The organism is Rahnella sp. 1L-D-7-B-C2, from assembly GCF_057290995.1.
Genome location: NZ_JBXAVQ010000002.1, coordinates 431681 through 451732, shown reverse-complemented (window position 1 = coordinate 451732; position 20052 = coordinate 431681). Strand labels below are relative to the sequence as shown.

38 protein-coding genes are annotated in these 20052 nt (G+C 48.2%); 13 read left to right on the top strand and 25 right to left on the bottom strand.

The window, feature by feature from the left end; translation table 11 throughout:
- Positions 1 to 30: 30 nt before the first annotated feature.
- The gene (locus AC0Z7K_RS05795) at positions 31 to 366 is read left to right on the top strand and encodes a YebY family protein (RefSeq protein WP_112168779.1); all 336 of its coding nucleotides are present in this window, start codon (positions 31 to 33) and stop codon (positions 364 to 366) included.
- A 322-nt stretch (positions 367 to 688) separates the two neighbouring features.
- On the opposite strand, the gene AC0Z7K_RS05790 is transcribed toward AC0Z7K_RS05795, so the two are convergent.
- From AC0Z7K_RS05790 to AC0Z7K_RS05670, 25 genes are all read right to left on the bottom strand, one after another.
- Positions 689 to 1774, bottom strand: a complete 1086-nt coding sequence (locus tag AC0Z7K_RS05790; protein WP_485613301.1) for a tyrosine-type recombinase/integrase — start codon at positions 1772 to 1774, stop codon at positions 689 to 691.
- On the bottom strand, positions 1743 to 2015 hold the full coding sequence (locus AC0Z7K_RS05785) for an excisionase (protein ID WP_485613300.1): 273 nt from the start codon (positions 2013 to 2015) through the stop codon (positions 1743 to 1745). The genes AC0Z7K_RS05790 and AC0Z7K_RS05785 overlap by 32 nt, the downstream gene beginning before the upstream one ends.
- A gap of 70 nt (positions 2016 to 2085) precedes the next feature.
- A complete protein-coding gene (locus AC0Z7K_RS05780; RefSeq protein WP_104921771.1) occupies positions 2086 to 2286 on the bottom strand; it encodes a hypothetical protein in 201 nt (66 codons plus the stop codon).
- Positions 2287 to 2289: 3 nt separating this feature from the next.
- Complete coding sequence (locus AC0Z7K_RS05775) at positions 2290 to 2862, bottom strand: hypothetical protein (RefSeq protein WP_485613299.1); 573 nt, start codon at positions 2860 to 2862, stop codon at positions 2290 to 2292.
- Positions 2859 to 3083 (bottom strand): hypothetical protein, encoded by a 225-nt coding sequence (locus AC0Z7K_RS05770; protein ID WP_136376985.1) that lies wholly within the window; start codon positions 3081 to 3083, stop codon positions 2859 to 2861. The genes AC0Z7K_RS05775 and AC0Z7K_RS05770 overlap by 4 nt, the downstream gene beginning before the upstream one ends.
- Before the next feature lie 469 nt (positions 3084 to 3552).
- A complete protein-coding gene (locus AC0Z7K_RS05765; RefSeq protein WP_485613297.1) occupies positions 3553 to 3780 on the bottom strand; it encodes a DNA polymerase III subunit theta in 228 nt (75 codons plus the stop codon).
- Positions 3781 to 3830: 50 nt separating this feature from the next.
- Positions 3831 to 4448, bottom strand: coding sequence for an ead/Ea22-like family protein (locus tag AC0Z7K_RS05760; protein WP_485613296.1), 618 nt, complete (start codon positions 4446 to 4448; stop codon positions 3831 to 3833).
- A complete protein-coding gene (locus tag AC0Z7K_RS05755; protein WP_485613295.1) occupies positions 4445 to 5005 on the bottom strand; it encodes a hypothetical protein in 561 nt (186 codons plus the stop codon). Before AC0Z7K_RS05755 ends, AC0Z7K_RS05760 begins: the two co-directional genes overlap by 4 nt.
- 249 nt (positions 5006 to 5254) lie before the next feature.
- Positions 5255 to 5812: a hypothetical protein gene (locus AC0Z7K_RS05750; RefSeq protein ID WP_485613294.1), complete on the bottom strand. Its 558-nt coding sequence runs from the start codon at positions 5810 to 5812 to the stop codon at positions 5255 to 5257.
- A complete protein-coding gene (locus tag AC0Z7K_RS05745) occupies positions 5809 to 6189 on the bottom strand; it encodes a zinc-finger-containing protein (protein WP_485613293.1) in 381 nt (126 codons plus the stop codon). Before AC0Z7K_RS05745 ends, AC0Z7K_RS05750 begins: the two co-directional genes overlap by 4 nt.
- 21 nt (positions 6190 to 6210) lie before the next feature.
- Complete coding sequence (locus AC0Z7K_RS05740; RefSeq protein WP_485613292.1) at positions 6211 to 6507, bottom strand: hypothetical protein; 297 nt, start codon at positions 6505 to 6507, stop codon at positions 6211 to 6213.
- Between the two features lie 2 nt (positions 6508 to 6509).
- Positions 6510 to 7190, bottom strand: coding sequence for a lambda exonuclease family protein (locus AC0Z7K_RS05735; RefSeq protein ID WP_485613290.1), 681 nt, complete (start codon positions 7188 to 7190; stop codon positions 6510 to 6512).
- A 234-nt stretch (positions 7191 to 7424) separates the two neighbouring features.
- A complete protein-coding gene (locus AC0Z7K_RS05730; RefSeq protein WP_485613289.1) occupies positions 7425 to 8174 on the bottom strand; it encodes an ERF family protein in 750 nt (249 codons plus the stop codon).
- Entirely contained in the window at positions 8171 to 8455 is a 285-nt protein-coding gene (locus AC0Z7K_RS05725; RefSeq protein ID WP_120131211.1) for a hypothetical protein, read from the bottom strand. The genes AC0Z7K_RS05730 and AC0Z7K_RS05725 overlap by 4 nt, the downstream gene beginning before the upstream one ends.
- Entirely contained in the window at positions 8452 to 8655 is a 204-nt protein-coding gene (locus AC0Z7K_RS05720; protein WP_120131212.1) for a thioredoxin reductase, read from the bottom strand. Before AC0Z7K_RS05720 ends, AC0Z7K_RS05725 begins: the two co-directional genes overlap by 4 nt.
- Positions 8656 to 8745: 90 nt before the next feature.
- Positions 8746 to 8895 carry a protease FtsH-inhibitory lysogeny factor CIII gene (locus AC0Z7K_RS05715; protein ID WP_485613287.1) on the bottom strand — a complete coding sequence of 50 codons (150 nt, stop codon included), beginning with the start codon at positions 8893 to 8895 and terminating at the stop codon, positions 8746 to 8748.
- A 20-nt stretch (positions 8896 to 8915) separates the two neighbouring features.
- The gene (locus AC0Z7K_RS05710) at positions 8916 to 9899 is read right to left on the bottom strand and encodes a hypothetical protein (RefSeq protein WP_485613285.1); all 984 of its coding nucleotides are present in this window, start codon (positions 9897 to 9899) and stop codon (positions 8916 to 8918) included.
- A 74-nt stretch (positions 9900 to 9973) separates the two neighbouring features.
- Positions 9974 to 10273: a hypothetical protein gene (locus tag AC0Z7K_RS05705; RefSeq protein ID WP_485613284.1), complete on the bottom strand. Its 300-nt coding sequence runs from the start codon at positions 10271 to 10273 to the stop codon at positions 9974 to 9976.
- 121 nt (positions 10274 to 10394) lie between these two features.
- Positions 10395 to 10622, bottom strand: a complete 228-nt coding sequence (locus AC0Z7K_RS05700; RefSeq protein WP_485613282.1) for a hypothetical protein — start codon at positions 10620 to 10622, stop codon at positions 10395 to 10397.
- 190 nt (positions 10623 to 10812) lie between these two features.
- A complete protein-coding gene (locus tag AC0Z7K_RS05695) occupies positions 10813 to 11139 on the bottom strand; it encodes a hypothetical protein (protein ID WP_485613280.1) in 327 nt (108 codons plus the stop codon).
- Between the two features lie 39 nt (positions 11140 to 11178).
- Complete coding sequence (locus tag AC0Z7K_RS05690; protein WP_485613278.1) at positions 11179 to 11403, bottom strand: hypothetical protein; 225 nt, start codon at positions 11401 to 11403, stop codon at positions 11179 to 11181.
- A 51-nt stretch (positions 11404 to 11454) separates the two neighbouring features.
- On the bottom strand, positions 11455 to 11859 hold the full coding sequence (locus AC0Z7K_RS05685) for a hypothetical protein (protein WP_485613276.1): 405 nt from the start codon (positions 11857 to 11859) through the stop codon (positions 11455 to 11457).
- A gap of 98 nt (positions 11860 to 11957) precedes the next feature.
- Complete coding sequence (locus tag AC0Z7K_RS05680) at positions 11958 to 12116, bottom strand: hypothetical protein (RefSeq protein ID WP_314721519.1); 159 nt, start codon at positions 12114 to 12116, stop codon at positions 11958 to 11960.
- Positions 12117 to 12120: 4 nt separating this feature from the next.
- Complete coding sequence (locus AC0Z7K_RS05675) at positions 12121 to 12363, bottom strand: hypothetical protein (protein ID WP_485613275.1); 243 nt, start codon at positions 12361 to 12363, stop codon at positions 12121 to 12123.
- Positions 12364 to 12717: 354 nt separating this feature from the next.
- Positions 12718 to 13398, bottom strand: coding sequence for an XRE family transcriptional regulator (locus AC0Z7K_RS05670; protein WP_195812719.1), 681 nt, complete (start codon positions 13396 to 13398; stop codon positions 12718 to 12720).
- 109 nt (positions 13399 to 13507) lie between these two features.
- Here AC0Z7K_RS05670 and AC0Z7K_RS05665 point away from each other — a divergent pair, with 109 nt between their 5' ends.
- The 12 genes from AC0Z7K_RS05665 to AC0Z7K_RS05610 all read left to right on the top strand — a co-directional run bounded on the left by AC0Z7K_RS05665 (position 13508) and on the right by AC0Z7K_RS05610 (position 19879).
- A complete protein-coding gene (locus tag AC0Z7K_RS05665; RefSeq protein WP_485613274.1) occupies positions 13508 to 13732 on the top strand; it encodes a helix-turn-helix domain-containing protein in 225 nt (74 codons plus the stop codon).
- Positions 13733 to 13895: 163 nt separating this feature from the next.
- The gene (locus AC0Z7K_RS05660; RefSeq protein WP_485613273.1) at positions 13896 to 14186 is read left to right on the top strand and encodes a CII family transcriptional regulator; all 291 of its coding nucleotides are present in this window, start codon (positions 13896 to 13898) and stop codon (positions 14184 to 14186) included.
- A gap of 171 nt (positions 14187 to 14357) precedes the next feature.
- Positions 14358 to 15257 carry a DNA replication protein gene (locus AC0Z7K_RS05655; protein WP_485613271.1) on the top strand — a complete coding sequence of 300 codons (900 nt, stop codon included), beginning with the start codon at positions 14358 to 14360 and terminating at the stop codon, positions 15255 to 15257.
- Positions 15247 to 16680, top strand: a complete 1434-nt coding sequence (locus AC0Z7K_RS05650; RefSeq protein ID WP_485613269.1) for a DnaB-like helicase C-terminal domain-containing protein — start codon at positions 15247 to 15249, stop codon at positions 16678 to 16680. Before AC0Z7K_RS05655 ends, AC0Z7K_RS05650 begins: the two co-directional genes overlap by 11 nt.
- Positions 16680 to 16985, top strand: a complete 306-nt coding sequence (locus tag AC0Z7K_RS05645; RefSeq protein WP_485613267.1) for a hypothetical protein — start codon at positions 16680 to 16682, stop codon at positions 16983 to 16985. Before AC0Z7K_RS05650 ends, AC0Z7K_RS05645 begins: the two co-directional genes overlap by 1 nt.
- Positions 16985 to 17302, top strand: coding sequence for a hypothetical protein (locus tag AC0Z7K_RS05640; protein ID WP_485613266.1), 318 nt, complete (start codon positions 16985 to 16987; stop codon positions 17300 to 17302). The genes AC0Z7K_RS05645 and AC0Z7K_RS05640 overlap by 1 nt, the downstream gene beginning before the upstream one ends.
- The gene (locus AC0Z7K_RS05635) at positions 17302 to 17589 is read left to right on the top strand and encodes a phiTE_015 family protein (RefSeq protein ID WP_485613265.1); all 288 of its coding nucleotides are present in this window, start codon (positions 17302 to 17304) and stop codon (positions 17587 to 17589) included. Before AC0Z7K_RS05640 ends, AC0Z7K_RS05635 begins: the two co-directional genes overlap by 1 nt.
- Positions 17586 to 17918: a phiTE_072 family protein gene (locus AC0Z7K_RS05630; protein WP_485613264.1), complete on the top strand. Its 333-nt coding sequence runs from the start codon at positions 17586 to 17588 to the stop codon at positions 17916 to 17918. The genes AC0Z7K_RS05635 and AC0Z7K_RS05630 overlap by 4 nt, the downstream gene beginning before the upstream one ends.
- Positions 17911 to 18486, top strand: a complete 576-nt coding sequence (locus AC0Z7K_RS05625; RefSeq protein WP_485613262.1) for a DUF551 domain-containing protein — start codon at positions 17911 to 17913, stop codon at positions 18484 to 18486. The genes AC0Z7K_RS05630 and AC0Z7K_RS05625 overlap by 8 nt, the downstream gene beginning before the upstream one ends.
- 9 nt (positions 18487 to 18495) lie before the next feature.
- Complete coding sequence (locus AC0Z7K_RS05620) at positions 18496 to 18945, top strand: DUF1367 family protein (protein ID WP_485613260.1); 450 nt, start codon at positions 18496 to 18498, stop codon at positions 18943 to 18945.
- Positions 18945 to 19532, top strand: coding sequence for an MT-A70 family methyltransferase (locus AC0Z7K_RS05615; RefSeq protein ID WP_485613258.1), 588 nt, complete (start codon positions 18945 to 18947; stop codon positions 19530 to 19532). Before AC0Z7K_RS05620 ends, AC0Z7K_RS05615 begins: the two co-directional genes overlap by 1 nt.
- On the top strand, positions 19532 to 19879 hold the full coding sequence (locus AC0Z7K_RS05610; protein WP_485613256.1) for a hypothetical protein: 348 nt from the start codon (positions 19532 to 19534) through the stop codon (positions 19877 to 19879). Before AC0Z7K_RS05615 ends, AC0Z7K_RS05610 begins: the two co-directional genes overlap by 1 nt.
- The last annotated feature ends 173 nt before the right edge of the window (positions 19880 to 20052 follow it).

Genomic DNA, 20052 nt, shown 5'->3' with positions numbered 1-20052 from the left:
TAAGAATTTAATCATTACCGAGGAAAAAACATGAGGAAAACACTGCTTGCCTGCGTGCTGCTGACCTTATCCGCCAGCAGTCTGGCAGCGCCACAGCTGGAAACGGTCAGCCGCTTACAATACGGAAAGGCGTGGGCATTCACCCGTGAAGAAGTCATGCTGCAATGCCGCCCGGGTCATGCGCTGTATGTGATCAACGACAGTACGCTGGCGCAATATCCTCTGAACGACGTGGCGAAAGAGCAGGTTAAAAATCGCCAGGTACAGGCGGTTCCACTGGAGAAAATCTGGCTGGACGATCCGCAAAATCCGGGACAAAAAATGAGCCTTGCGCCATTTATTACAAAAGCGGAATCGCTCTGCTAAGTGGCAATGCAGCGAATAAGCCATTGTTGTTAAACTCATACTTTGCGAATGTTGTCACATAATGAAAATAATACAGCATTGTTATTATCACTATGTTGCGAGTTGGGTGGAAAATAATCAGCTGTCAGCTATTCTTTATTTTGTACGGCTTAACCGCCTGCATTAATGCCAACTTTTAGCGCACGGCTCTCTCCCAAGAGCCATTTCCCTAGACCGAATATAGGAATCGTATTCGGTCTTTTTTTAATGTGTTGTTTTATAAGTGTTTTTTGATTGTGGTTCCGAAATTTCCCGAACTTATCCCGAAAACTTCATATTCGAACTAAACCATCACATATTCTTGGCCGCGGGAATCGAGATACTTTTTAGTCATAGAGAGGTTCTTGTGACCAAGTAATCTCTGAGAAAAATCTTCCCCATTCTCCACTTCATAAAGCCTGCTTGCAAGACTTCGAATTTCATGGAAAGTAGGCGGGTTAGCTCCGAACTGAATCCCACTCAAAACCCTTGCATCAGAAAAAGCCTGAGTAAGGCCATCAGGTGTAATTGCACCTGGCTTTCTTCCTCCTCGTCGTACTGAAGAGTAGATCAAGCTATCAGAGGGGTTATTCACTCGGCACATCTCAATAGTAGACTCAAGCGACACGCCCGCCGCCGATAACTCAAGCGATAGCGGCAATGCCAGTTTATGCCCCGTCTTACTCTGCGTGACAAAAATCCTCCCGTCATTAATATCACTGAACGCCATTCTAGTAACATCCTCTCGGCGCTGACCAGTGAGCAATCCAATATTCATAGCATTAACTAGCCATGCACCCATCCCGGTCGCAGCCTGTCGAATCGATAGAAATTGTTCAAGCGACAACCTTTCACGCCGAACGTCTGGAACTGGCGTTCTTGTAGGCTCCACTGGATTTTTATCAATAATGCCTTCTACTACAGCCTCCCTGAAAACATCAAGCAGTAGAGAACGAAGCGCTACAGCCATGCTTTTCTTCCCGCACTCTACATACGACTCAAGGAATACGGCAATATCCCGTGTTGTGATCATCGCGATGCCATTACGGCCAAACTCTGAAGTTAGCGTCAGCAGTTGATTGGCTCTCACCTTGACTGTGTTTGGCTTTAGATTGCGTCGCGCCTGAATGACCTCATAGCGCTCAATCCATTTGCCGAATGTAAATTCAGGGGAGTCCTTGAGGCGATCAAGAAGTGCGGATGGTAGATAATTCTGTTCGATATAGTTGTTTGCCTCAATGGCCTGAGCCACAGCGTCCTTGCGTGGTATGCGGCCAAGAGATATTTCCTGTCCGGTCACGGGATTTCGCCAGGAGAAAATCTGCTTAGTTTTACGGTACGTCAGGTTCCGTGGCAGATTAGCGTCGTAGCGTTTCGGCCTGTTCGACATGTTTTAATTTCTCCATAAGCGATCCCTTTTTCGGCGGCGTAATATGAGCCGGCTTTAGCTTCATCATCTTTTTGCGCGGGTCAACATACACCGAGTCAGGGGTAAGTTTGTATTCTTTTCCGTGAATCTCTGGAGAGGGGTAGATGCGGCCTTCTCTCACCCATCTCCTCAGCGTAGAAAGGGAAGGGGGATGAGTGTAAGTCTCGGCAGCCCACTCCTGAAGGTTCATCAGCTTAGCCATAATTTCTCCTGCATTTTTAACAGAGTCTGAGCGCAAACTACCGCAAGATATCGTATTTTGCTCTCAATGATTATTTACCCTCAGCCACCCGATGAACCCAAACGCAAAGCCACAGCCACACTTCATGACCTGATGGGCATAGTGGCTTAGCTTGGTTGGCGTATTTATCGAGCAGCTGACGGAGAGTGTGGTGGTTGTCTTTACTGCGGAGTTCGGTGAGGAGTTTCTTTGCGATGCTTCTGACTGCGTTGTCTGCCTCTTCTGGCGTCATGGGCTACTCCATCTTGCGATAGCCTGCGTCGTAGAGTGCGGCTATCTCTTCTTTGGTGAATCTTATTGCAGCCGGCAGCGTGTAGCCCACATCACGCATTGCTTCGATGGACTCATCCATTGCCACATCTTCAGGTGAACGCAGGGGGCGAAACTTCATTGTTCGTGGGTGAGAAATGCTTTCTGCTTTCCCATTAACCATGTTAGTGAATTCGATAACGATAGTATGTTCAGACAAATATCTGACAACACCCGTGTGCCACACGTCTCCTGAAGAGAAAGATGTGAATTCACACTCAACCCCAACTGGCGGCAACCCTTCGCCATCCCAAACCAGCTCGGTGATTGGTCGGCGCTCGGCGATGATTTCAACTCCTTTACTCCACTCCCATTTAATAAATACACCTATAATTTCATATCCAATTTGCCCATCTTCGTCGCTCTTATACTGATATTTATCATCGCCGCCAGAAACCCACGCAGTAGCTGTGTAGTCTAGCAATTTCACCAGATAAATAGCCCACTCGGGAGCTTGTTCAAAATCCCTCTCACTTCCCTTCGTAATCTCGTATTTCATGCTGCATCTCCAAATTCAAACACGCGTGATTTGTTCTTGCTCTTGGCCTTCTTCACCGGCTTAGCCTTTGCCACTACCTGCTTGCACTCAGGCATTACAGATGAAACACCGCGCCTGACTCTTGCACGCGCTGTCATGTTGAATATGTGCCGGGCAGTCCAGTCGCATCCGTCGTCCACATAGTCAGGCCGTGTGTTGATTCTCAGGTCGTCTTCAAACATAGTGCTCTCCAATCTTCAGTATTTTTGTCACCGCCCCGACTTCACAGCCAGAAGCAAGAATCTGTGTGCCTTCATGTAATGAAACGCTCACCTGAGCTGGCTCGACTCCTGTCATGCTCCACAATCTCTGTCGTAACACTGCCTCAAGTTCAGACGTGTCTACTCGACCCGCGTAGAAGTGTGCGCGGGGTAATTTGACTGTGATCATCGGGGGATACCTCATGTTGCAGGCGTAAAAAAGGCCGCCGATTGGCAGCCTGATTGGTGTAATCTCTGTTAGTTAGCGGTCATCGCAGTGAATGCCATATATCGCTAACAAGCTTTGCCTGCTCTTCAGTGAGTCCCTTCTCCAGTTTTGAGTTATGGGACAACTTACCAAGCAGCAACCACAACGCTTTTGTTTCCTCATCCGACAAGGTGAGGACGGTGTTATCTGATTCGTCTAATCTTGCACTTGCCATCGATCACCTCATTTTGACTGCTCAACTTCCATTTTACCCAGCGTCGCCTTCATCGCTCTGTGATGTGCCAAGCGTTCCCTGAAGTATTCCCTGAGATGCTCAGGCTGCTCACGTTCTGCGTGCTCAGCGATAACCGGCATGTTGTAGCGCTCTTTGAAAGCAACGCCGCCCGCAGCTAAATCCACGTTGATTTTGTCCATTTCGTCTTTGGAAAGGTCAGCAAGATTGTATGACATATATCCTCCATTGCTGGGAGGATTATAGCACTGGCTTCCATGCCGGGGGATCACTCACCATCCTTCACGATGCCGTCAGCGGCAGATTTATCAGAGAAAAGACTAGGATTCAGGCGCTTTACTTCTGAAATTGCCAAATCCCACACATGAATGTCACGCATTGCCGGGGTGGAATCACAAGCATCGATTAATTCACTTATCCCCGGCAACACGACCGGCTTTTGTGGGGCGGTGAAAAACCGAGTGCCAACAGGGAAATCCCGATCCTGTTTTCCAAACCAGTACATGCAAGGGTGCTTATCCGTGGATGGGTGGAACTTGATTTCAGCCACCGGCACCTGCTCGCCTTTCAGCTCTGCGATTTCCACTCTGAGCCGCCCAACCGTGTGCATTAGTGACTCATTTTCAGAATCACGCTCGCTGCCATATTTATGCGCATCATCAGCCCGCTGGCGTTCTGCTTCGAGCTGGTCGAGTAGGGCTAAAATCCTATCTGGGCTTAAATTTCTGACATATGCAGCGTCTGGCCCATTATCAAAAACTATAAACTCACCTCCGTGACCGTCTTTTTCCTGGGCGATCCAAAAGTAATCTACTGTCACCCACGGTCCGGGAGTGGCTTTAAGCGCCGCTTCACGCAGCGCCTTGATAGCTGTTGTATCAGTCATACAGCCTCCTTGCCGTTATGTGGGCAGAGGGTGAAATCGTTTGACTTGCAGTCATTACATCGATTATCACCAGAAGCCCATTCATCACGAATCTTTTTATCAATTATTTTTTGCTGCTCCTGTTCGTAAAAGTTAGAAACTCGGTTGATTGCGGCTATTATTGCGTCGCTTTCGTGCTTCCATTCAGGGCCGCTTAATAGCAAACCTTCAGGTGAAGGCAAGTCGCCAACAGTCATAAACTTAGCTTCAACGAATCGGCGAATATCGGACAGGCAGTGGGCAATATCCTTCACGTTCTGCATAGCCATATCCAAGTCCCCTTTGTTTGCCTCCACCAAAACAACGCTAGGCTTATACATTTCCAGCGCACCAGCCCAGTCAGAATGAGTTAGTCGCTTCTCGCTCATGGCTTCAGCAGGATTGGCATGAGTAACAGGAATCCCCATAGCTAGAAGAGCTATTTCCAATTCACCGTATATGGCTGATTTGCCACACCCAGTAGGGCCGGAAATGGTCACGGTAACAACGTGACTTGTATCTTTGGTTGTATCAGTCATGAGGTTGCTCCTTCACTCGGTCATAATCCCAACCTTTAACTTGAGTTGGCTCACCAGATAATTTATGCGGGAACCGGCGCTTGAATTCCTGAAGCCCACAGTAGACAAATGCGTCTGCGTTCTTGAATAACACGGAGTAGCCACGGGCTCGGGGGACTACGTTGATCACATGCACATAGAACTCTTCTGGGTCATTCATGTTTCCGGCGTATTTGTGCCTAACCATATCGTCATGGTCATGGTATCGGCTCATCCCTTCCTCCCAGCGCGCAGGTTATCAACGTAGGTATCTGCCAGTTTTGCAGCGAGTCGCACCTGAACAACCAGGCGTTTCTGCCCACCTTCGGCTACCAGTTCATTGCCTCGCTTCCACATGTCAGCCGCAAATTCCCCCACACCCTGAGCGCGGAGTTCTGAGGTGAATGCGTCGGTTAATGGTGCTTCCTTTTCAGATTCAAGCCATGCGTTATAGTGATAATCAAACATTCCTGTCGGGCTTCCGCACCCTCCACCCGCGTGACTTTTCATCGAATCTCCGCACATGCAGTAACTGTTGTCAGCGTTATTGACGATCTGAATTAGTTTCTGCAATCGGTCACTGATAGCCGCTTTCTCAGCCACCAGTCCGCTCACATACTCAATGACAAGCTTGCTGTGTGCGCCTTCACCAGAGATGCCGAAAGCGTTGATGATGTTTTGCTGCGAGAGTTGAAGCTCTGAAACTTGCCGGGCTAACTCGTCACGCTCTTTTATCAAAGCCATGCGTGCGTCGTAACAGGCTTCTGCTGTTGATTTCACTTCACTCATAATGCATTCCTCTGCTGGCAAGCTGAGACAACGCGCTCGCACATTTCAATGTTGAACATCCCGATGTGGCAGTCCTTGCCACTTATTCCAAGCTGCTTTGATAGCCAGCTATAGGCCGAAGCCCTGCTCATATTTCGGCTTTTCCATATGGGGTCGAAAGTTGCATGCGCCCTGTTTTTGGCCTTTCTTAATTCAGCATTAGCTAGTCTTCCCAACGGTGCGGCATTGCTTCCCTTATGACATCCAACATATGCAGAGCAGGGGGAGCATGACCAAAACTGAAGGTCGAACAAATCGGGGCGATGAGGGTAGATAGCTTTGCCAGAAATTAACTCCGCTGGCTTGCCGCAGTAATCGCAAATCACTATGCGGGTCATAATGTGTTCCTTGAAAGAGGGTTATGCTGCCCGGCGGTAGATTTTCATCGCTAGACGCTTGCAGGCGATGGACTTAAGCGTGCGTCCTGTAATGTGGGATATTTCTTTGTCGGTATGCGTATGGAAGAGGGCGATTTCATCTGACTCCCACGCTTTCATATTGTGAATAGTGACTAGCTGGAGACCGAAGTAATTGGCTTTGCATCTGACTGCGTCGGGAGTCCTTCCCAGCGTCTTAGCGATTTCAGAGGCCGATTTCGTCTCGGCCTGTTCGATGAGTAAATCCATTTCAAATCGCTGCCATGGCTGACGATTCATGGTCACCTCCATTGCTCTCCGAACTCGAAACCAATCTCAGCCAGCGCTTCATCCATTTTGCTGATGAACTCCGGCACCATTTCGTCAAATTCATCCATGAACTTCTGGTCACGTTCGACAACAACGTGATGCAGGCCTTCACGCTTCATGCGCGGGTCGTAATTTGCGAAGTACCAGGAATCCTTGCCGGTGACCCAGAGGCTGTACTGAATCTGAGCCATGTACTCAGCTTTGATGGCGTCGAAACCGCCGAGCCGGAACTTCATGAACACTGCGCTGGTGTATGGGCTTTTCAATTCCAAGCCTTTCCCGTCGCTACAATCACCATCAGGTGAGCAGGCACAGCGAAGTGTTTCGTCCTTGAATATGATCGGCACATCGGTAACTTTCACGTCCGTTGTGAACTCAAATAACGACCTTGCTGATGCTTCGTATTCCTTTCCCCAAGCCAGCGGGCGGGCATTAACTTCCACAACATTCCCTGTGCAAACCTCGCCTAAAAGCGTGTAGAAGTAGGTGAGTTTGGTATCTGTCCATTTGGTACCGCTGCGTGGCTTTGAGATGACCTTTCCTGCTTCCGATGCTGTGATGACGCCTAGTCTTAGTCTTAGCCAGTCAATGCTTCCCTGCTGCGTAGTGCGGACGTCAATCCCTGTCCGCTGCAATATGATTTCTGGTGTCATGTCAAACCTCTATGGATTTGCGTATTTTGTAACTGTTGGTTTTCGCCCCGCCTGATTCAGAGAAATTATTTATTCTCTCAATGTATGAATCCCGAACCAACAAGCGGATGCAGCTGCTAACCATTGTTATCTGAAGACCAGTTTCACTAGCTATTTCCTTATAGGTAACAGAGATTAGGTTGCCATTCCTTTGGCCTGACTTTATTGCTTCATAAACCAACTTCATTGACCGTGTCATGCGGCTGCCTTCTTCTTCAGGAATCCAAACGCTTTGACTGCCTCTGCTTCAGATAATTGGCTCGGAGATGTGATTTGCCTGTTGAAGATTTGAGAGCAAAGCGGGAGTAAGTCTGCGTCCCAAGTTTTGTTTAGCTTCAACAGGAGATCATTAATCTCTTTTGAAGTCTCCGGACTAAGTTCCTCTGCTGGTTTCATCTGCTCTAAACGGCCATCTATATCCTCGTCCGCAGTGACAATCCCAAGCGCTCCAGTTAACGTATACCGGCGCAGATAGGTTACGGATGATGCGGATTGCTGAATGCTATTCTTGCCTCCAGAGGCGTCAGGAGATGCGTTCATTGAACATTTCTCTGAATGTCCATCCTTATGACTGCTAATGCAAGAAACGCTGATTACTCCACCTTCCATGGATTGCTCAAACCTGTACGACAGACCATTTTTCTCAAGAAGAGGGCGTATCTGCTCAGCGATGTCATCCAGTGACGCATATTTGTATTTGGCTTTTCCTTGACCAAAGTCTGCTGATTTGAGTTTCTTAATTACAGGTAGAGATGCCTGAAATGAAGACATCGCCACCAAATAACTTTTGCGAGCCTGCTCAGCATCCCATTTGGTCTGAAGCTCTAACAGACGCTCAAGCTTTTCGATGTCAGCGTTGTTGGTTACAGCCATTTCGATAAGTCGCATTGGTGCGTTGCTTATCACCTGAGATGAGGTTTCTTTCTCAATTAATTGATTACTCATGCTGCGTTCTCCATTTTCGATATTCTTCCCTGAGCGATCTGCGTTGCCATGACGTCTACGAGTTTGCTGTAAGCGTCCTGAGCCTCTTCCGTGTTGAGGGCAGATATTTGTTCGGCTGAAAGTTTGGACTTGTCGGCGAAGTCTGAGAGGTTGTCTGAGTAGGTATCTGCTATCTGCATGACGCGCTGCTTGTGTGCCAATTGCACGCTCTCAACGCCTGCCTCAAGAGTTTCTCGCTGGTCAGCCATGTAATCGTAACTGCTGTATCTGAGGCCTCTCATGCTGCGTCCTCCTGTTTAAGTGCTACAAGATAGCCCTGAGTATCCAGCCACTCCAGCACCTCTTTGATGTCCAGTTGGTTGAGGATTTGTTTGTCGTCAACATGACCAAACAGAGCTGCGTCTGTGGCCGTAACTTTGACTTCCCCGGCGCGATATCCCGGGCGGACTTGAATGTCTTTGCACTCAAAGTTGATGTTCATGATTGCCTCCGATAAAACAGGCTGAATGCGACCTCGAATAGCGCGTTGTCATGCTTCTCAAGAGCTAACGCAGCCAGTAACTGAACGGCTTTAAAAGGATTCATATGGGATTCCTGGCTGGTTGAGAATTTCGATAAGACGCTTTGCGGCGTTCTTCGCATTGCGGCAGATACGGTCGAGCAGTGATTCTGTGTTTTGGGTGACGCCCACGGTGACGCCACCCGCGAATGCATAGTTCATCGTGGGATACTCCGGTTTAATTAGTAGGTGATTGCGATTGCTGAAACTTGGCCTTTGGCAATGGCTTTAACGCATTGCACAGCACATTCTTCAGTGATGCCGGCAGCGACTAAATCAGCCACTGCTTGTTGATTGATAGCGCGTTTATGTTCGACGTTTGCGGCGCGGGCAGCAGCTTCGTCAGCGATACGCTTCTCTTCTGCCAGACGAGCATCTTCTTTCTGCTTGGCTTTGAGTTGCTCAGCTGCGATAGCATCCTGCTTTTCGCGCTCTGCTTTTGCAGCAGCATCAATTCGGTCTTGCTCGGCTTTTCTGTCAGAAGCTTCACGGTCACGCTTCTCTTGCTCTGCCTGTGCTTTCAGGTCGGCTTCGCGTTTTGCAGATGCTTCACGCTCACGTTGAATCTTTTCCTCGGCTTCACGCTGTGCTTGCTCAACTGCCTGACGTTTTAACTCTTCTTCGTGAGCAATGCGCTGGCGTTCTGCCTCAGCTTTTTTCTCGGCAATGTCGCGGTCGTACTCATAGTTATCCAGCAGGGCGGTTGCGTGTGCGGCCTCAATTTGCAGGGCGAGTTCTTTATCGAAGGCAGCATTAAGTTCCAACGCTTCCGTATGCCATTCCTGCATCTGTTTTTCAGCCGCTAATCGTTCTTGTTCGGCCTCCCAGTCAGTTACTGGCTTGCGGATTTGAACCGCCAACTCGTCCAGAGCTTCACGAACCTTTCTGCGACTTGCATCAACCAATGCGGGGCGCTTCTTCATCTCAGCAACAAGGTTCTTACCAGCCTCATCAATCATCACCTTGGTGCTTCGAACGTCAGCGGCCATACCGATATAGATTTTGCGCCCCTTAGCTGTATTCAAATCGCCAACTACGGCAGAAGCCTTGGTGCGTATGTTTTTAATCAGCTCATCGATAAATTTGTCATCAATGAAGGCCGCTTCAAGCTCTGCCGGAACGCTTGGCAGGCTGGCTAAAGCCACTTCAGTTTTTTCCTCGCTCACGGCGATCTCCTTATTTGGTTAGATGAAGAAGCCAGCTCTTGAACTGGCTTTTGCATCCATTAAAAAAGCCGCGGTTAGGCGGCTGTTAATTTGCTTCTTAAATCTGACAATTCCATCTCATGTGTGCCTGTGCTTTTGCCATTCTGTTTTCTAAATTGAATTTGAAATTGAAGCAGTCGAACACGACCTTCATCAGTTATCTTGTAATATCTAGCTACATCATCATCTGCTACTTCAATGATGCTTTTATTGGCTAGCAACTTCGCGACTCGCTCGCTTAAATCAGTGCATTTCCTTTCTGTTTTATCGACATTCAATCCCCTTTGCTGGGATGCCAAATAAAGAACCTTTTCCATCGTATAAAGCTTTGCCATTATTTCTCTCCAGATATAAAAAAGCCCTGCGGGGTGACAGGGCGAAGTGGTTCACAGCATGAAGGTTGATAAGGGGCGCTTATCACGATGCGCACTCAGTGAATGCGCAGCAGGAAGGGGCTCACTTGATAACTTCAATAAACTCCATATCTCCAATAACAGAGCCACAACTCTCATCTGAGATAACGGGTGCTCGAACGAGTACTGCACCTTGGTATCCCCAGTCCCGTTTAAGCCTTTTCTTGGAGGGCTTTACTCGTCCCGCCGCTTCATAAATCGCTGCGTCCTCGATGTCGTATTGGGCTCGAGAGTCCAAAACAAAATATTCATAAGCCACTTCGCTATTCATCAGCTCTCCTAATTTCTTTAATTTCAACCTTCATTCTGAACTTTGCATACTACTCATGGTTCATTCGAACAGATGAACGTTCTGCTTCATTTTTAAGTACGTATTCGTAACCGTTGCCAACCTTCGAGACGAGAAAGTGCTCACCGGTTAAAGTGTTTGTTAATCGCATGGGGATGACTCCGGTGGGGTGTTACGAAGGGTTTGTTTCTACTTTTTCAAACCACGCCTTATCAAAAGCGGCCATCGCTTCGGCAGGTGAATTGCCACTTCCAACCACTCCGGTAGGAAGATCGCCATAAATGGCAAGCCAAGCATCTCCATCTCGAGTCAGTTGCGGCTTAAACATCACTGACGGCATGTTGTAATCAGCAAATGTTTGGGCGATCCCATCAAATGCGTTCTGAGCGTATCCGCCTAAATTTTCGTTTCTAATGGCTGATTCCAGCGCCTCGGAAAGATTTCCGCCGCCAATTCTGCTTCTCACTGCGTCGTATGTTGCTTGGTATGTATCGCTCATATCGGTAGTCTCAGTTAGTTATGTGATGCAAGGGGTGGGTTATTTGAATTCGTTAAGCCAAAACTGGTATTTGTCACGCTCGTAAATCTGCCTTGAGCGAGGGGAGTTCCTAAAACGATGTACAATTACTTCTTTCTGAGCGCTTCCTTCACTCGGCAGGCCATAAGTTATCGTTACGTGGCCGCCAAGCGATGAAATGCGTAACAATGTGCCGCCCGATCGCTTAATCTCTTCGACCTTTTCTTTAAAATCCTTCTTATTCATCTCTCACCTCATAGTGCAGTTACTGTTGCTGACAGGAGGCCAGCGGTAAATTTATTTGGCGTAAGCCATTAATATTTTCTCAACTTTCTCAGCATCTTCATGAGTGAAGTTGCGTGGTATTTCGACTCGCACAATCATTTCCCTGTCCCTGAGCGGAATGGGAATAATGAGAGTTTCTACAGGTGAAGCTTTTGCTATGTAATTTCTAAGTTTAAAAGCATGTGGGACTTTAATTTCTGGAAAACCATTCCTCAGAACCGAGCGCCAAACAGAGTGATACTGCTGGATAGATGACGCCTTGGCTGATGACCCGCTACAAACTTCCTCAAGGCTTACTTCATCGCTATCCGCATCTACCCCATAGAAATCTATGACCCTGCGAGCTACCGCCGTTTTCGCAAGTGGTAATGTGCAGGCATCAGAATTGATGAATGCCAGAACCTCTTTAAGCTTCATCTCTCACCCCTTAATAACGTGATATGGATGCTCGTATTTATCGCGGCGATGACCGGCGGCGATGATTTTTGGCAATAAAAAAGGCCACTTAAGTGACCTTAACGTTTGTGATTGCGAGCACGGCTCAAGCAATATTTAACTGCACTTTCGAAGCCTTCCACGCCGCGACGCTTTGCCCATTGGCGCTGACGGCGTCTCCAGCGGCGTGAATCACCTTCAATGCGTTTTGATGCTGAAGTTTTTATTTTCAGTTTCATTTTCTTATCTCGCTGTAATTGTTTCTGTTGGCTTGCGATGACCTGCGGCGAAAATGGATACTTGCGGCAAGCAAGCTTTACCACCTGACTTCTTTACCAGCGGCTCCTTAAAGGACTTGCGGCGGGCATTGCGTATCTTTGCCAGCTCAGCGTCTTTCGCATCCTTGTGATGCTGCTGAATGTGCATGTATGGCGTTCTTGCGTCGAAGTTAAGGCGACATACTGGACAGCGAATTTCATTCTTCATAAACACCCCTGCGTTAGAGAACTTATTGCAGCACCCAAAAAGTAGATGCTGCGTAAGTTTTCTTTTTGCTTGAGTTGCTAACCAAGTTTCTGATTAGTCCGCCCTGTTCGTCGGAGGAGCATCCCGCCCCCTCATCAAGCCCGGCTATCGTTTTAAGCCCACCGTTCGGCTGTTATCGATTCGTTGTTTCGTTTCGATGGAATAACTGTACAGGCAAAACTGTATTGAGTAAACAGTCAAAACTGTAAAAAGTGGCTGTAAATCTGTATTTGGTTGTTTTTTCATGAAATAAAGTTTTCTCCAGACGTAAAAAAACCCGCCGAAGCGGGTTTGATGTATGCCTATTGCTGATTGTTATCTGATAGTTACGCCGTACCAGAAAACCGCACCTACAACTCTGATCTTATTGCTGTCTTCGCCAAGATAAATTTCATCAGGATATTCATCAGTATTAAACGAGCGAAGGCGAATCCCGCCACCTGGCAGTCGATACATCATTTTTACTCGTGCCATGCCTTCGTGATCAAGTGCATAAATCTTGCCGTCCTTTATCTCGGTACTGCCAGTGTTGATGGCGACGGTCGCCCCATCTGGTAGCACAGGCTCCATGCTGTTGCCCCATACGGACATACAAGCGGCCTCTTCTGGTTTCACGCCTAGCTTCTTAAGGCTACGCAGCGAGAACTTCAACTTCTTCCCATCACAGTCTAGTTCTACCACTCGTCCATCACCCGCAGCTAGTTGTGCCTCTTTGAAGAAAGGAAGATAGACATCATCGTCTTCATCTTCGCTGTCTTCTTCCCAGAGAGAAATCCCTTCAAGCTGCGTGGCATTTGATTCTTGCTGTCCGGTCTTTAACCAATGTGCAGAACACTTAAGCGCCTGAGCTAGCTCAAAAATCTTACGAGGATTTTTCGTCTCTCCGTTTTCGATACTAGCAATAGATTGCTGCTTAATTCCAACCTTATCGGCAAGTTCTGTTTGTGTGATGCCTAGGACATCGCGCCTTTCTTTAACCCGATCGGCAAGGCTCATGACCTTCTCCTGATGAATAAATAAACCGCCCAAATTCTCACAGCAAATACTGTATTTGACAAACAGGTCTTCCTGTAGAACAATACAGATAAAACTGTAGGAGAACGGAATGGATACAAATAAAACCATCTCCCAGCGTGCAAAACAGCGTCGATCAGAACTTGGACTGACCCAAGCTGAAGTAGCTGAGCAAGCCGGGATTGCACAACAGTCGTATCAGCAACTTGAAGCTGGAGAAACAAAGCGTCCGCGCAATCTCCTTGAAATCGCAAGCGCTTTGAAATGTACAGCTCAGTGGTTGATGTACGGAACCACCTCTAAAAAAGCAGCATAAGCACCACCCTAGCAGTAACCGAACGTCCGGTATAAGACGGCTCCGAGGATCTGCCAAAAGCATTATTGGATGGCTAAAAGTCGGGTGAGGGCACTAGGGTGCCTGCTTTTACACAAAAACTATTAATCAAACACACAACTAACCAACAACGGAAGTATCACGCATGGACTTAGCAAGAGCACGCAAGAAGGCATCGCGAATTGAATCGCAACTTCTTGGCAAGCTGGCTGTATTTGGTCAGAGCAAGTTCGCTCAGATGATGGGCGTACATGAATCAACGGTAAGCAGGATGAAAGAAGGATTTTTCCAACAGGCAAGTATGGCACTGGCAATTCTGGAGTATGGCGTAGATGACACTGAAATCGTGGAGTTAGCGCGGAGATTTGCAGATGTGCTGACAAAGAAAAAGCCGACTGCGGATACAGACGGCTCTCAGATAACAATTGATTTTTAACTGGATCAATCAACAGGGGTAATTATATGCGAAAGAGCAGAAAACTCAAGCAAGAAGAGGAGCGGCGATATCCAGACTCACCCGATCCAATCGTAATGGCAGCCGCCACAAACAAGCCGTTCGCTGAACGGTTTATTGGTTGTTTCAGACTGGCTAAAGCAGGGGTGAAGAATGGCCAACGTTAGCAGTTTAGCCAAAGCACGCGAAGCCAGAAGGCCGCAGGAGTCGCCAAACATTGGCGGTAAGGGGTATGCCTTGCTGCACCGTAAAATCACAGAGCTTCCGTTCTACAGGAACGATTCAGAAGCTGTTCATCTGTGGGTTCATATCATCCTGTCAGCAAACTATGCGCCTACCGTTGTGCCTACCGAATTTGGTGACATGCTGTTACGCCGCGGTGAGTTCATTACTGGCCGCAATAAGTTGGAACTTGAGACAGGGGTTGATTGCAACCGCATCAAATACCTGCTCAATAAGTTCGAAAAGATGGGCATGATCAGCCGGATAACCACTAAGAAATTCACCCGACTTTTCGTGGTGAAATACGACGATTATCAGCCAAATTTTGTGCCAACAGAATGCCAACAGAATGCCATCGCAAACCCAGACACACCAAGGTCTAGCGTGGAGGCTGTGCCATCAGAGTGCCAACAAAGTGCCACAGCTAATGAATTAAATAATAACTCTATTACTAACGTAATAGAGAGTCCCTCAGTCATCGTTAAAGCTGAAAAGAAAAAGCCGTCATTCAGTTGTGAAGATGTGGTCTCTGCCTATCACGAGATCCTGCCTGAAGCGAAAGGCATCAGAGCACTCAGCGATAAGCGTCGTAATCTCATCAGAACCTTCTGGACGAAAGCCAGCAAGATAACTCGCCAGCTGGATAGCGAGCCCTTCACTTTGGACAGCTGGAAAGCCTATCTGAAATACATATCCACCAACTGCCGCTGGATGCTGGAAGACCGACCTGATAGTCGCTCTGGCAAGACGTGGCAGAAAAAGGGTCTGGAGTATTTCCTGAACGACGAAACATACCTGCAGGTTCGGGAAGGAGCCAAGGATGACCGATAAAATCGTATTGCCACCGCACAGCATCGAAGCTGAGCAGAGCGTACTGGGCGGACTGATGCTTGATGACGGCAGCGACCGTTGCCTGAAAGTATTTTCCTCTCTTCGCGCTGAGTCGTTTTATAGCCGGCAGCACAAAATCATCTACGAAGAACTGCGCAGCCTTGCCCAGCAGCAGAAGCCTATCGACCTGCTGACCGTTTCTGACTCGTTGGAATCGAAAGGTGAGCTGGAATCAGTCGGCGGCTTCGGTTATCTGGCAGAGCTTCAGAAGAGCACCCCAAGCGCTGCAAACATCGTGAACTACGCCAACATCGTTCGCGACCGAGCCATGAAGCGTTACGGGATTGAGAAGGCCAACAAAATCACCGAGCTGTTCTATGCCAATGACGGCATGTCAGCTGAACAGAAATACGAGGCGGCACAGGCGATATTCACCCAGATGTCGGATCACGCTCAAACCGGTACGCGGCGTGGGCTAAGGTCTTTTGGTGAGGTGATGGATGACTGGATGTTGGATCTCGATAAGCGCTTCTCGACATCAGGTGAGGCTAGAGGCCTGAGCAGTGGAATCCCGTCGCTGGATAGAATGCTTTCTCCCAAAGGACTGGTGAAAGGCTCGCTGTTCGTGATTGGTGCTCGGCCTAAGATGGGTAAAACCACTTTGTACTCACAGATGGCTATCAATTGCGCCGTTCGTGAGAAGAAGCCAGCACTGCTCTTCAGTCTCGAAATGCCAGATGACCAGATCCTCGAAAAGCTGGTAGGGCAGAAGTCCGGCGTTAACCCGAACATTTTTTATCTGAACACCAGCGACGATGAAGAGTACCAGGGTGACTACGACGCAGACTTCAGCAAAGCCATGAACACAGCTTCACGACTTCGCGAACTTGACCTGCTCTACATTGACGACACCCCGGGATTATCACTGGCACACATCGTTGCAGAAAGCCGCAAGGTGAAACGCCAGAAGGGAAGCGTCGGCATGGTTTTGGTGGACTACCTGACCCTGATGACAGCCGAGAAGGCAGACCGTAATGATCTGGCTTACGGCATGATCACCAAAGGCCTGAAGAACCTCGCCAAAGAGCTTGGATGCGTTGTTGTACTGCTTACCCAGTTAAATCGTGAGCTGGAGAAGCGAGTAAACAAACGACCACTACCAAGCGACAGCCGTGACACCGGTCAAATCGAACAGGACTGCGACTACTGGGTAGGCATCCATCGTGAAGGTGCATTCGATGAAAGCTTAAATCAGGAAGAAACAGAACTGCTCCTGAGACTCAACCGCCACGGGAAGACAGGCGTTATTTTCTGCCAGCAGCGCGACGGTGCAATTTACGACCTCGACCAAGTAGCAGCGCGTCAGGAGCGAGAACAGCGCGAACAGTTGAAGCAACCGATAAACAAAAAAGGTGGATTCTGATGGAAGAAATTAGCCGATTACCCGAAGAAGTCGCACGAACCCTCATGAGAGATCCGGCATTCAACACCTGCCTACAGCGGAGCCTTGAAGAGCCAGAGTTAATTGCTCAATTCAGCAGGCTGCATGGAGTAGAGCTGCCGAGAAATCCACGTAGCGGCCTTGAAATGATGGTCGATGAAGCCACGGGCTACCGGAAAGAAACTTTCGACAAATTCTTTCTGGCCTTCATTCCATTTGTATACCGAGTGGTTTACCTGCCGCTTAAATCTCAGTTCGAAGCCGGGCAAGTGAAAGGGGAATTCTGATGGAAATGACAAACGAACAACTGAAAGCCGAGAACGAGTTTCTACGTAAACGAATCAAAGAAATTGACCTGATTTTCGGTAAGAACCTTTTGGCTATGCAAGCCGCCTGTATCGAGGCAGAGCACGGAGAAGGCGATAAGGCAGCGATGCAGTGGATTTTCAACACGCTTCTCGGCCCCGGTGAATTTGCTCCTGACGAAGAGAAAGATGCTCAGGCATATTTTAATCGTGAAGCAACAATCATCGATAAAGAATTGGACGAGGTTTACGACTGGTTCCACGAGCTGCGCAAACGTGAACAGGCAGAGGTGAAGTGATGGACACTAAGGCAGCATTTGAGAAGTGGTGGGAGTCTTTCCATGAGACGAAGCCATGGACAGCTTGGGATTCGCTTTATGTGGCTGAACATGACTATTACGCCGATGAAGAAATCGACGGCCAATATGATTCATGGAAGGCATCCCGCTCGGCAATCGAGATTGAGTTGCCTGATGGCGATATGCATATGACCTATAGCGGTCATCAAAAATTAATGCTTCCAAACCTTGGCGTGAGAAACGCCATCACCTCCCACGGAATCAGAATTAAGGGGAAGACGGAATGAAGGTAACTAACGGAGTAGGAGCAGTAACTCGTTTTTATATTGAGGACGCTGAGGCGCTAGACCCTATTACTGTCCTTATGGAAGATTTTCAGGCAGGAGTAGGTCGGATAACTATCATATGCTGGGGTGAAGTCTGGACTTCGTTCTGGGGTGCAATGAGTGGTCAGTCTGTCTCTGAATTCTTTATGTACGGGGGAGCCGAGTACTTGGTTAATCGCCTACTGAACGGGCAACGCAGCACAAAGGCAAAAAGAGTTTATTTGCTCAGGATTGTCGAATCGGTAAAGGCTGCATTAGTTATTAAATCGGACGAGGTAAGCCATGAATAACGATTTAGAGCGGCTCAGCGAAGAAAGGCTGATTGAGCTTTCAAGATTTAAACAGGCATCTGAGCTGGCAGCGCTCGCCCGCATCGCCTTATCAGCAAAGCAGGCCAAGCCTGTTGGCTACGCGGTAAATAATGTTTTCTTTAGGCAGTACATGACCGCAAGTCTCTACTCGTGTGAAATGAAACATCCAATCGAAACCTTCTACATCACCCCACAGCCAGCCCATACAGAGCAGGCCAATCCTGTAGCTTGGTTACTTTCAGGTGGTGGCACAAAGAACATCGTAAGCTTCGATAGCAGCAATGCGTATGCCGACCCTTTACGAGAGGTAATACCGCTTTACACCAACCAACAGACAAACCATGCAAGGTGCGTTAGTTGGATTAAGTGTAGCGAGCGAATGCCAGAAACATACCTTAATGTTTTACTTACAGATGAAGCTGATGACATGTGCATTGGTCAGTTAGAAAGCCACGATGATACGGACTTCTTTGTTGTTGGATGCCCAAGATATAAGGCCACGCACTGGATGCCACTACCCGCCGCCCCTAAACCGGAGAGTGAATAGAGGTGACTAATGCAAATCGAATTGGTCAAGAATGCCGGTGGCGTTTTTGTTCCAGCGTTCGATCATGATCTCCCCAGGCTAACCAAGTTCAAGAACGGCGAGCAGTACACCGCCGAAATCAAGCTAACACGCAACCCCGCCTTTCACCGCAAGATGTTCGCATTCTTCAACTTCTGCTTTGCGCACTGGTCAGCAGACAAGACCGGCTTAGCTAATGCAGACGAAACCACACAGTTCGATCGCTTCCGGAAAGATTTAACCATTCTGGCGGGCTTCTACGACCAAACAGTGAGGTTAAACGGTGATATCAGGACTGAGGCAAAGAGCTTGGCTTTCGCGAATATGGAGTCTGACGAGTTTGAACGCTGCTACAACGCGATGGTTAACGCTGCCATTAAGCACCTGTTTGGTCACACCACAGACCAGAACGTTATCAATCAACTTTATGGGTTTTTCTAATGAAAAAATTCAGCCTGATATATGCAGATCCTCCTTGGACATATCGAGACAAGGCCAATGACGGAGAGCGCGGAGCTGCTCACAAATACCAAACGATGACCGTTCCTGATATCTGCCGGTTGCCGGTGTGGGACTTGGCCGCTGATTCATGCCTTCTTGCTATGTGGTGGGTGCCAACTCAGCCGTTAGAAGCGCTAAAGGTCATGGATGCATGGGGTTTTCGACTGATGACCATGAAAGGATTCACTTGGCACAAAACCAATAAGCACAAAGGCAATAGCGCAATCGGCATGGGACATATGACCCGAGCGAACAGCGAAGATTGCCTGTTTGCAGTGCGTGGCAAGTTGCCGGAACGCATGGACGCTTCAATCTGCCAGCACATCACCGCCCCGAGAATGGATCACAGTGCAAAGCCTCCGGTTATTCGCGAGAAGCTTATTCAACTGCTTGGAGATGTTCACCGAGTAGAGCTGTTTTCACGTGATAACACAGATGGATGGAGTGTGTGGGGAAATCAATGCAATAGCTCAGTGGATTTATTCACTGGATTGGCAACCGTAAAAACAGAACAGAGGGCTGCATAATGGCATTTGTATCACAACTTAAAAACAGAGCTTCTCGTGGTCGTGGAAACAGAAGCCCGTTTATTTCCTTCAGAATGACCGTTTCTGGCTCTACCGGTGCTCACGTCGGGAAGCTAACCGGACTCCAAGGGAAAGACATTGATATAGAAATTGATGAAGGCAGCAAGGTGCTACGCATTGCGCAAGTGGATGGCGGATTCAAAGTTGGTAGTAACGGTGCATTTTCGATTTCTAAAAAGGTATTCAGGACAATTAGCCCAAGCCAAAACCTACCAAGAATCATCGAATTAAACCTTGCCGAAGACGGCTGGTGGTATGGCTCATACGCGGAGAAATGCGATGGCTAATTCACCCTGGCAACGGATAGAAAACAACGCAATATTCAAAGTATCCCACCGCAAGAAACGCAAGCCCCTCCCAGCAGCAAGCCAGATTGAAACCTTCGATTACATACACGGGCTATTACAAGCCAAGTGGAACCGCATGAGGCTAACCCGATGAATGACGAACGAGTCTGTGC

Bases quoted from the DNA above. Each gene is read 5' to 3' on its own strand.
- AC0Z7K_RS05795 (WP_112168779.1), top strand. From the start codon at position 31: ATGAGGAAAACACTGCTTGCCTGCGTGCTGCTGACCTTATCCGCCAGC.
- AC0Z7K_RS05790 (WP_485613301.1), bottom strand. From the start codon at position 1,774: ATGTCGAACAGGCCGAAACGCTACGACGCTAATCTGCCACGGAACCTG.
- AC0Z7K_RS05785 (WP_485613300.1), bottom strand. From the start codon at position 2,015: ATGGCTAAGCTGATGAACCTTCAGGAGTGGGCTGCCGAGACTTACACT.
- AC0Z7K_RS05780 (WP_104921771.1), bottom strand. From the start codon at position 2,286: ATGACGCCAGAAGAGGCAGACAACGCAGTCAGAAGCATCGCAAAGAAA.
- AC0Z7K_RS05775 (WP_485613299.1), bottom strand. From the start codon at position 2,862: ATGAAATACGAGATTACGAAGGGAAGTGAGAGGGATTTTGAACAAGCT.
- AC0Z7K_RS05770 (WP_136376985.1), bottom strand. From the start codon at position 3,083: ATGTTTGAAGACGACCTGAGAATCAACACACGGCCTGACTATGTGGAC.
- AC0Z7K_RS05765 (WP_485613297.1), bottom strand. From the start codon at position 3,780: ATGTCATACAATCTTGCTGACCTTTCCAAAGACGAAATGGACAAAATC.
- AC0Z7K_RS05760 (WP_485613296.1), bottom strand. From the start codon at position 4,448: ATGACTGATACAACAGCTATCAAGGCGCTGCGTGAAGCGGCGCTTAAA.
- AC0Z7K_RS05755 (WP_485613295.1), bottom strand. From the start codon at position 5,005: ATGACTGATACAACCAAAGATACAAGTCACGTTGTTACCGTGACCATT.
- AC0Z7K_RS05750 (WP_485613294.1), bottom strand. From the start codon at position 5,812: ATGAGTGAAGTGAAATCAACAGCAGAAGCCTGTTACGACGCACGCATG.
- AC0Z7K_RS05745 (WP_485613293.1), bottom strand. From the start codon at position 6,189: ATGACCCGCATAGTGATTTGCGATTACTGCGGCAAGCCAGCGGAGTTA.
- AC0Z7K_RS05740 (WP_485613292.1), bottom strand. From the start codon at position 6,507: ATGAATCGTCAGCCATGGCAGCGATTTGAAATGGATTTACTCATCGAA.
- AC0Z7K_RS05735 (WP_485613290.1), bottom strand. From the start codon at position 7,190: ATGACACCAGAAATCATATTGCAGCGGACAGGGATTGACGTCCGCACT.
- AC0Z7K_RS05730 (WP_485613289.1), bottom strand. From the start codon at position 8,174: ATGAGTAATCAATTAATTGAGAAAGAAACCTCATCTCAGGTGATAAGC.
- AC0Z7K_RS05725 (WP_120131211.1), bottom strand. From the start codon at position 8,455: ATGAGAGGCCTCAGATACAGCAGTTACGATTACATGGCTGACCAGCGA.
- AC0Z7K_RS05720 (WP_120131212.1), bottom strand. From the start codon at position 8,655: ATGAACATCAACTTTGAGTGCAAAGACATTCAAGTCCGCCCGGGATAT.
- AC0Z7K_RS05715 (WP_485613287.1), bottom strand. From the start codon at position 8,895: ATGAACTATGCATTCGCGGGTGGCGTCACCGTGGGCGTCACCCAAAAC.
- AC0Z7K_RS05705 (WP_485613284.1), bottom strand. From the start codon at position 10,273: ATGGCAAAGCTTTATACGATGGAAAAGGTTCTTTATTTGGCATCCCAG.
- AC0Z7K_RS05700 (WP_485613282.1), bottom strand. From the start codon at position 10,622: ATGAATAGCGAAGTGGCTTATGAATATTTTGTTTTGGACTCTCGAGCC.
- AC0Z7K_RS05695 (WP_485613280.1), bottom strand. From the start codon at position 11,139: ATGAGCGATACATACCAAGCAACATACGACGCAGTGAGAAGCAGAATT.
- AC0Z7K_RS05690 (WP_485613278.1), bottom strand. From the start codon at position 11,403: ATGAATAAGAAGGATTTTAAAGAAAAGGTCGAAGAGATTAAGCGATCG.
- AC0Z7K_RS05685 (WP_485613276.1), bottom strand. From the start codon at position 11,859: ATGAAGCTTAAAGAGGTTCTGGCATTCATCAATTCTGATGCCTGCACA.
- AC0Z7K_RS05680 (WP_314721519.1), bottom strand. From the start codon at position 12,116: ATGAAACTGAAAATAAAAACTTCAGCATCAAAACGCATTGAAGGTGAT.
- AC0Z7K_RS05675 (WP_485613275.1), bottom strand. From the start codon at position 12,363: ATGAAGAATGAAATTCGCTGTCCAGTATGTCGCCTTAACTTCGACGCA.
- AC0Z7K_RS05670 (WP_195812719.1), bottom strand. From the start codon at position 13,398: ATGAGCCTTGCCGATCGGGTTAAAGAAAGGCGCGATGTCCTAGGCATC.
- AC0Z7K_RS05665 (WP_485613274.1), top strand. From the start codon at position 13,508: ATGGATACAAATAAAACCATCTCCCAGCGTGCAAAACAGCGTCGATCA.
- AC0Z7K_RS05660 (WP_485613273.1), top strand. From the start codon at position 13,896: ATGGACTTAGCAAGAGCACGCAAGAAGGCATCGCGAATTGAATCGCAA.
- AC0Z7K_RS05655 (WP_485613271.1), top strand. From the start codon at position 14,358: ATGGCCAACGTTAGCAGTTTAGCCAAAGCACGCGAAGCCAGAAGGCCG.
- AC0Z7K_RS05650 (WP_485613269.1), top strand. From the start codon at position 15,247: ATGACCGATAAAATCGTATTGCCACCGCACAGCATCGAAGCTGAGCAG.
- AC0Z7K_RS05645 (WP_485613267.1), top strand. From the start codon at position 16,680: ATGGAAGAAATTAGCCGATTACCCGAAGAAGTCGCACGAACCCTCATG.
- AC0Z7K_RS05640 (WP_485613266.1), top strand. From the start codon at position 16,985: ATGGAAATGACAAACGAACAACTGAAAGCCGAGAACGAGTTTCTACGT.
- AC0Z7K_RS05635 (WP_485613265.1), top strand. From the start codon at position 17,302: ATGGACACTAAGGCAGCATTTGAGAAGTGGTGGGAGTCTTTCCATGAG.
- AC0Z7K_RS05630 (WP_485613264.1), top strand. From the start codon at position 17,586: ATGAAGGTAACTAACGGAGTAGGAGCAGTAACTCGTTTTTATATTGAG.
- AC0Z7K_RS05625 (WP_485613262.1), top strand. From the start codon at position 17,911: ATGAATAACGATTTAGAGCGGCTCAGCGAAGAAAGGCTGATTGAGCTT.
- AC0Z7K_RS05620 (WP_485613260.1), top strand. From the start codon at position 18,496: ATGCAAATCGAATTGGTCAAGAATGCCGGTGGCGTTTTTGTTCCAGCG.
- AC0Z7K_RS05615 (WP_485613258.1), top strand. From the start codon at position 18,945: ATGAAAAAATTCAGCCTGATATATGCAGATCCTCCTTGGACATATCGA.
- AC0Z7K_RS05610 (WP_485613256.1), top strand. From the start codon at position 19,532: ATGGCATTTGTATCACAACTTAAAAACAGAGCTTCTCGTGGTCGTGGA.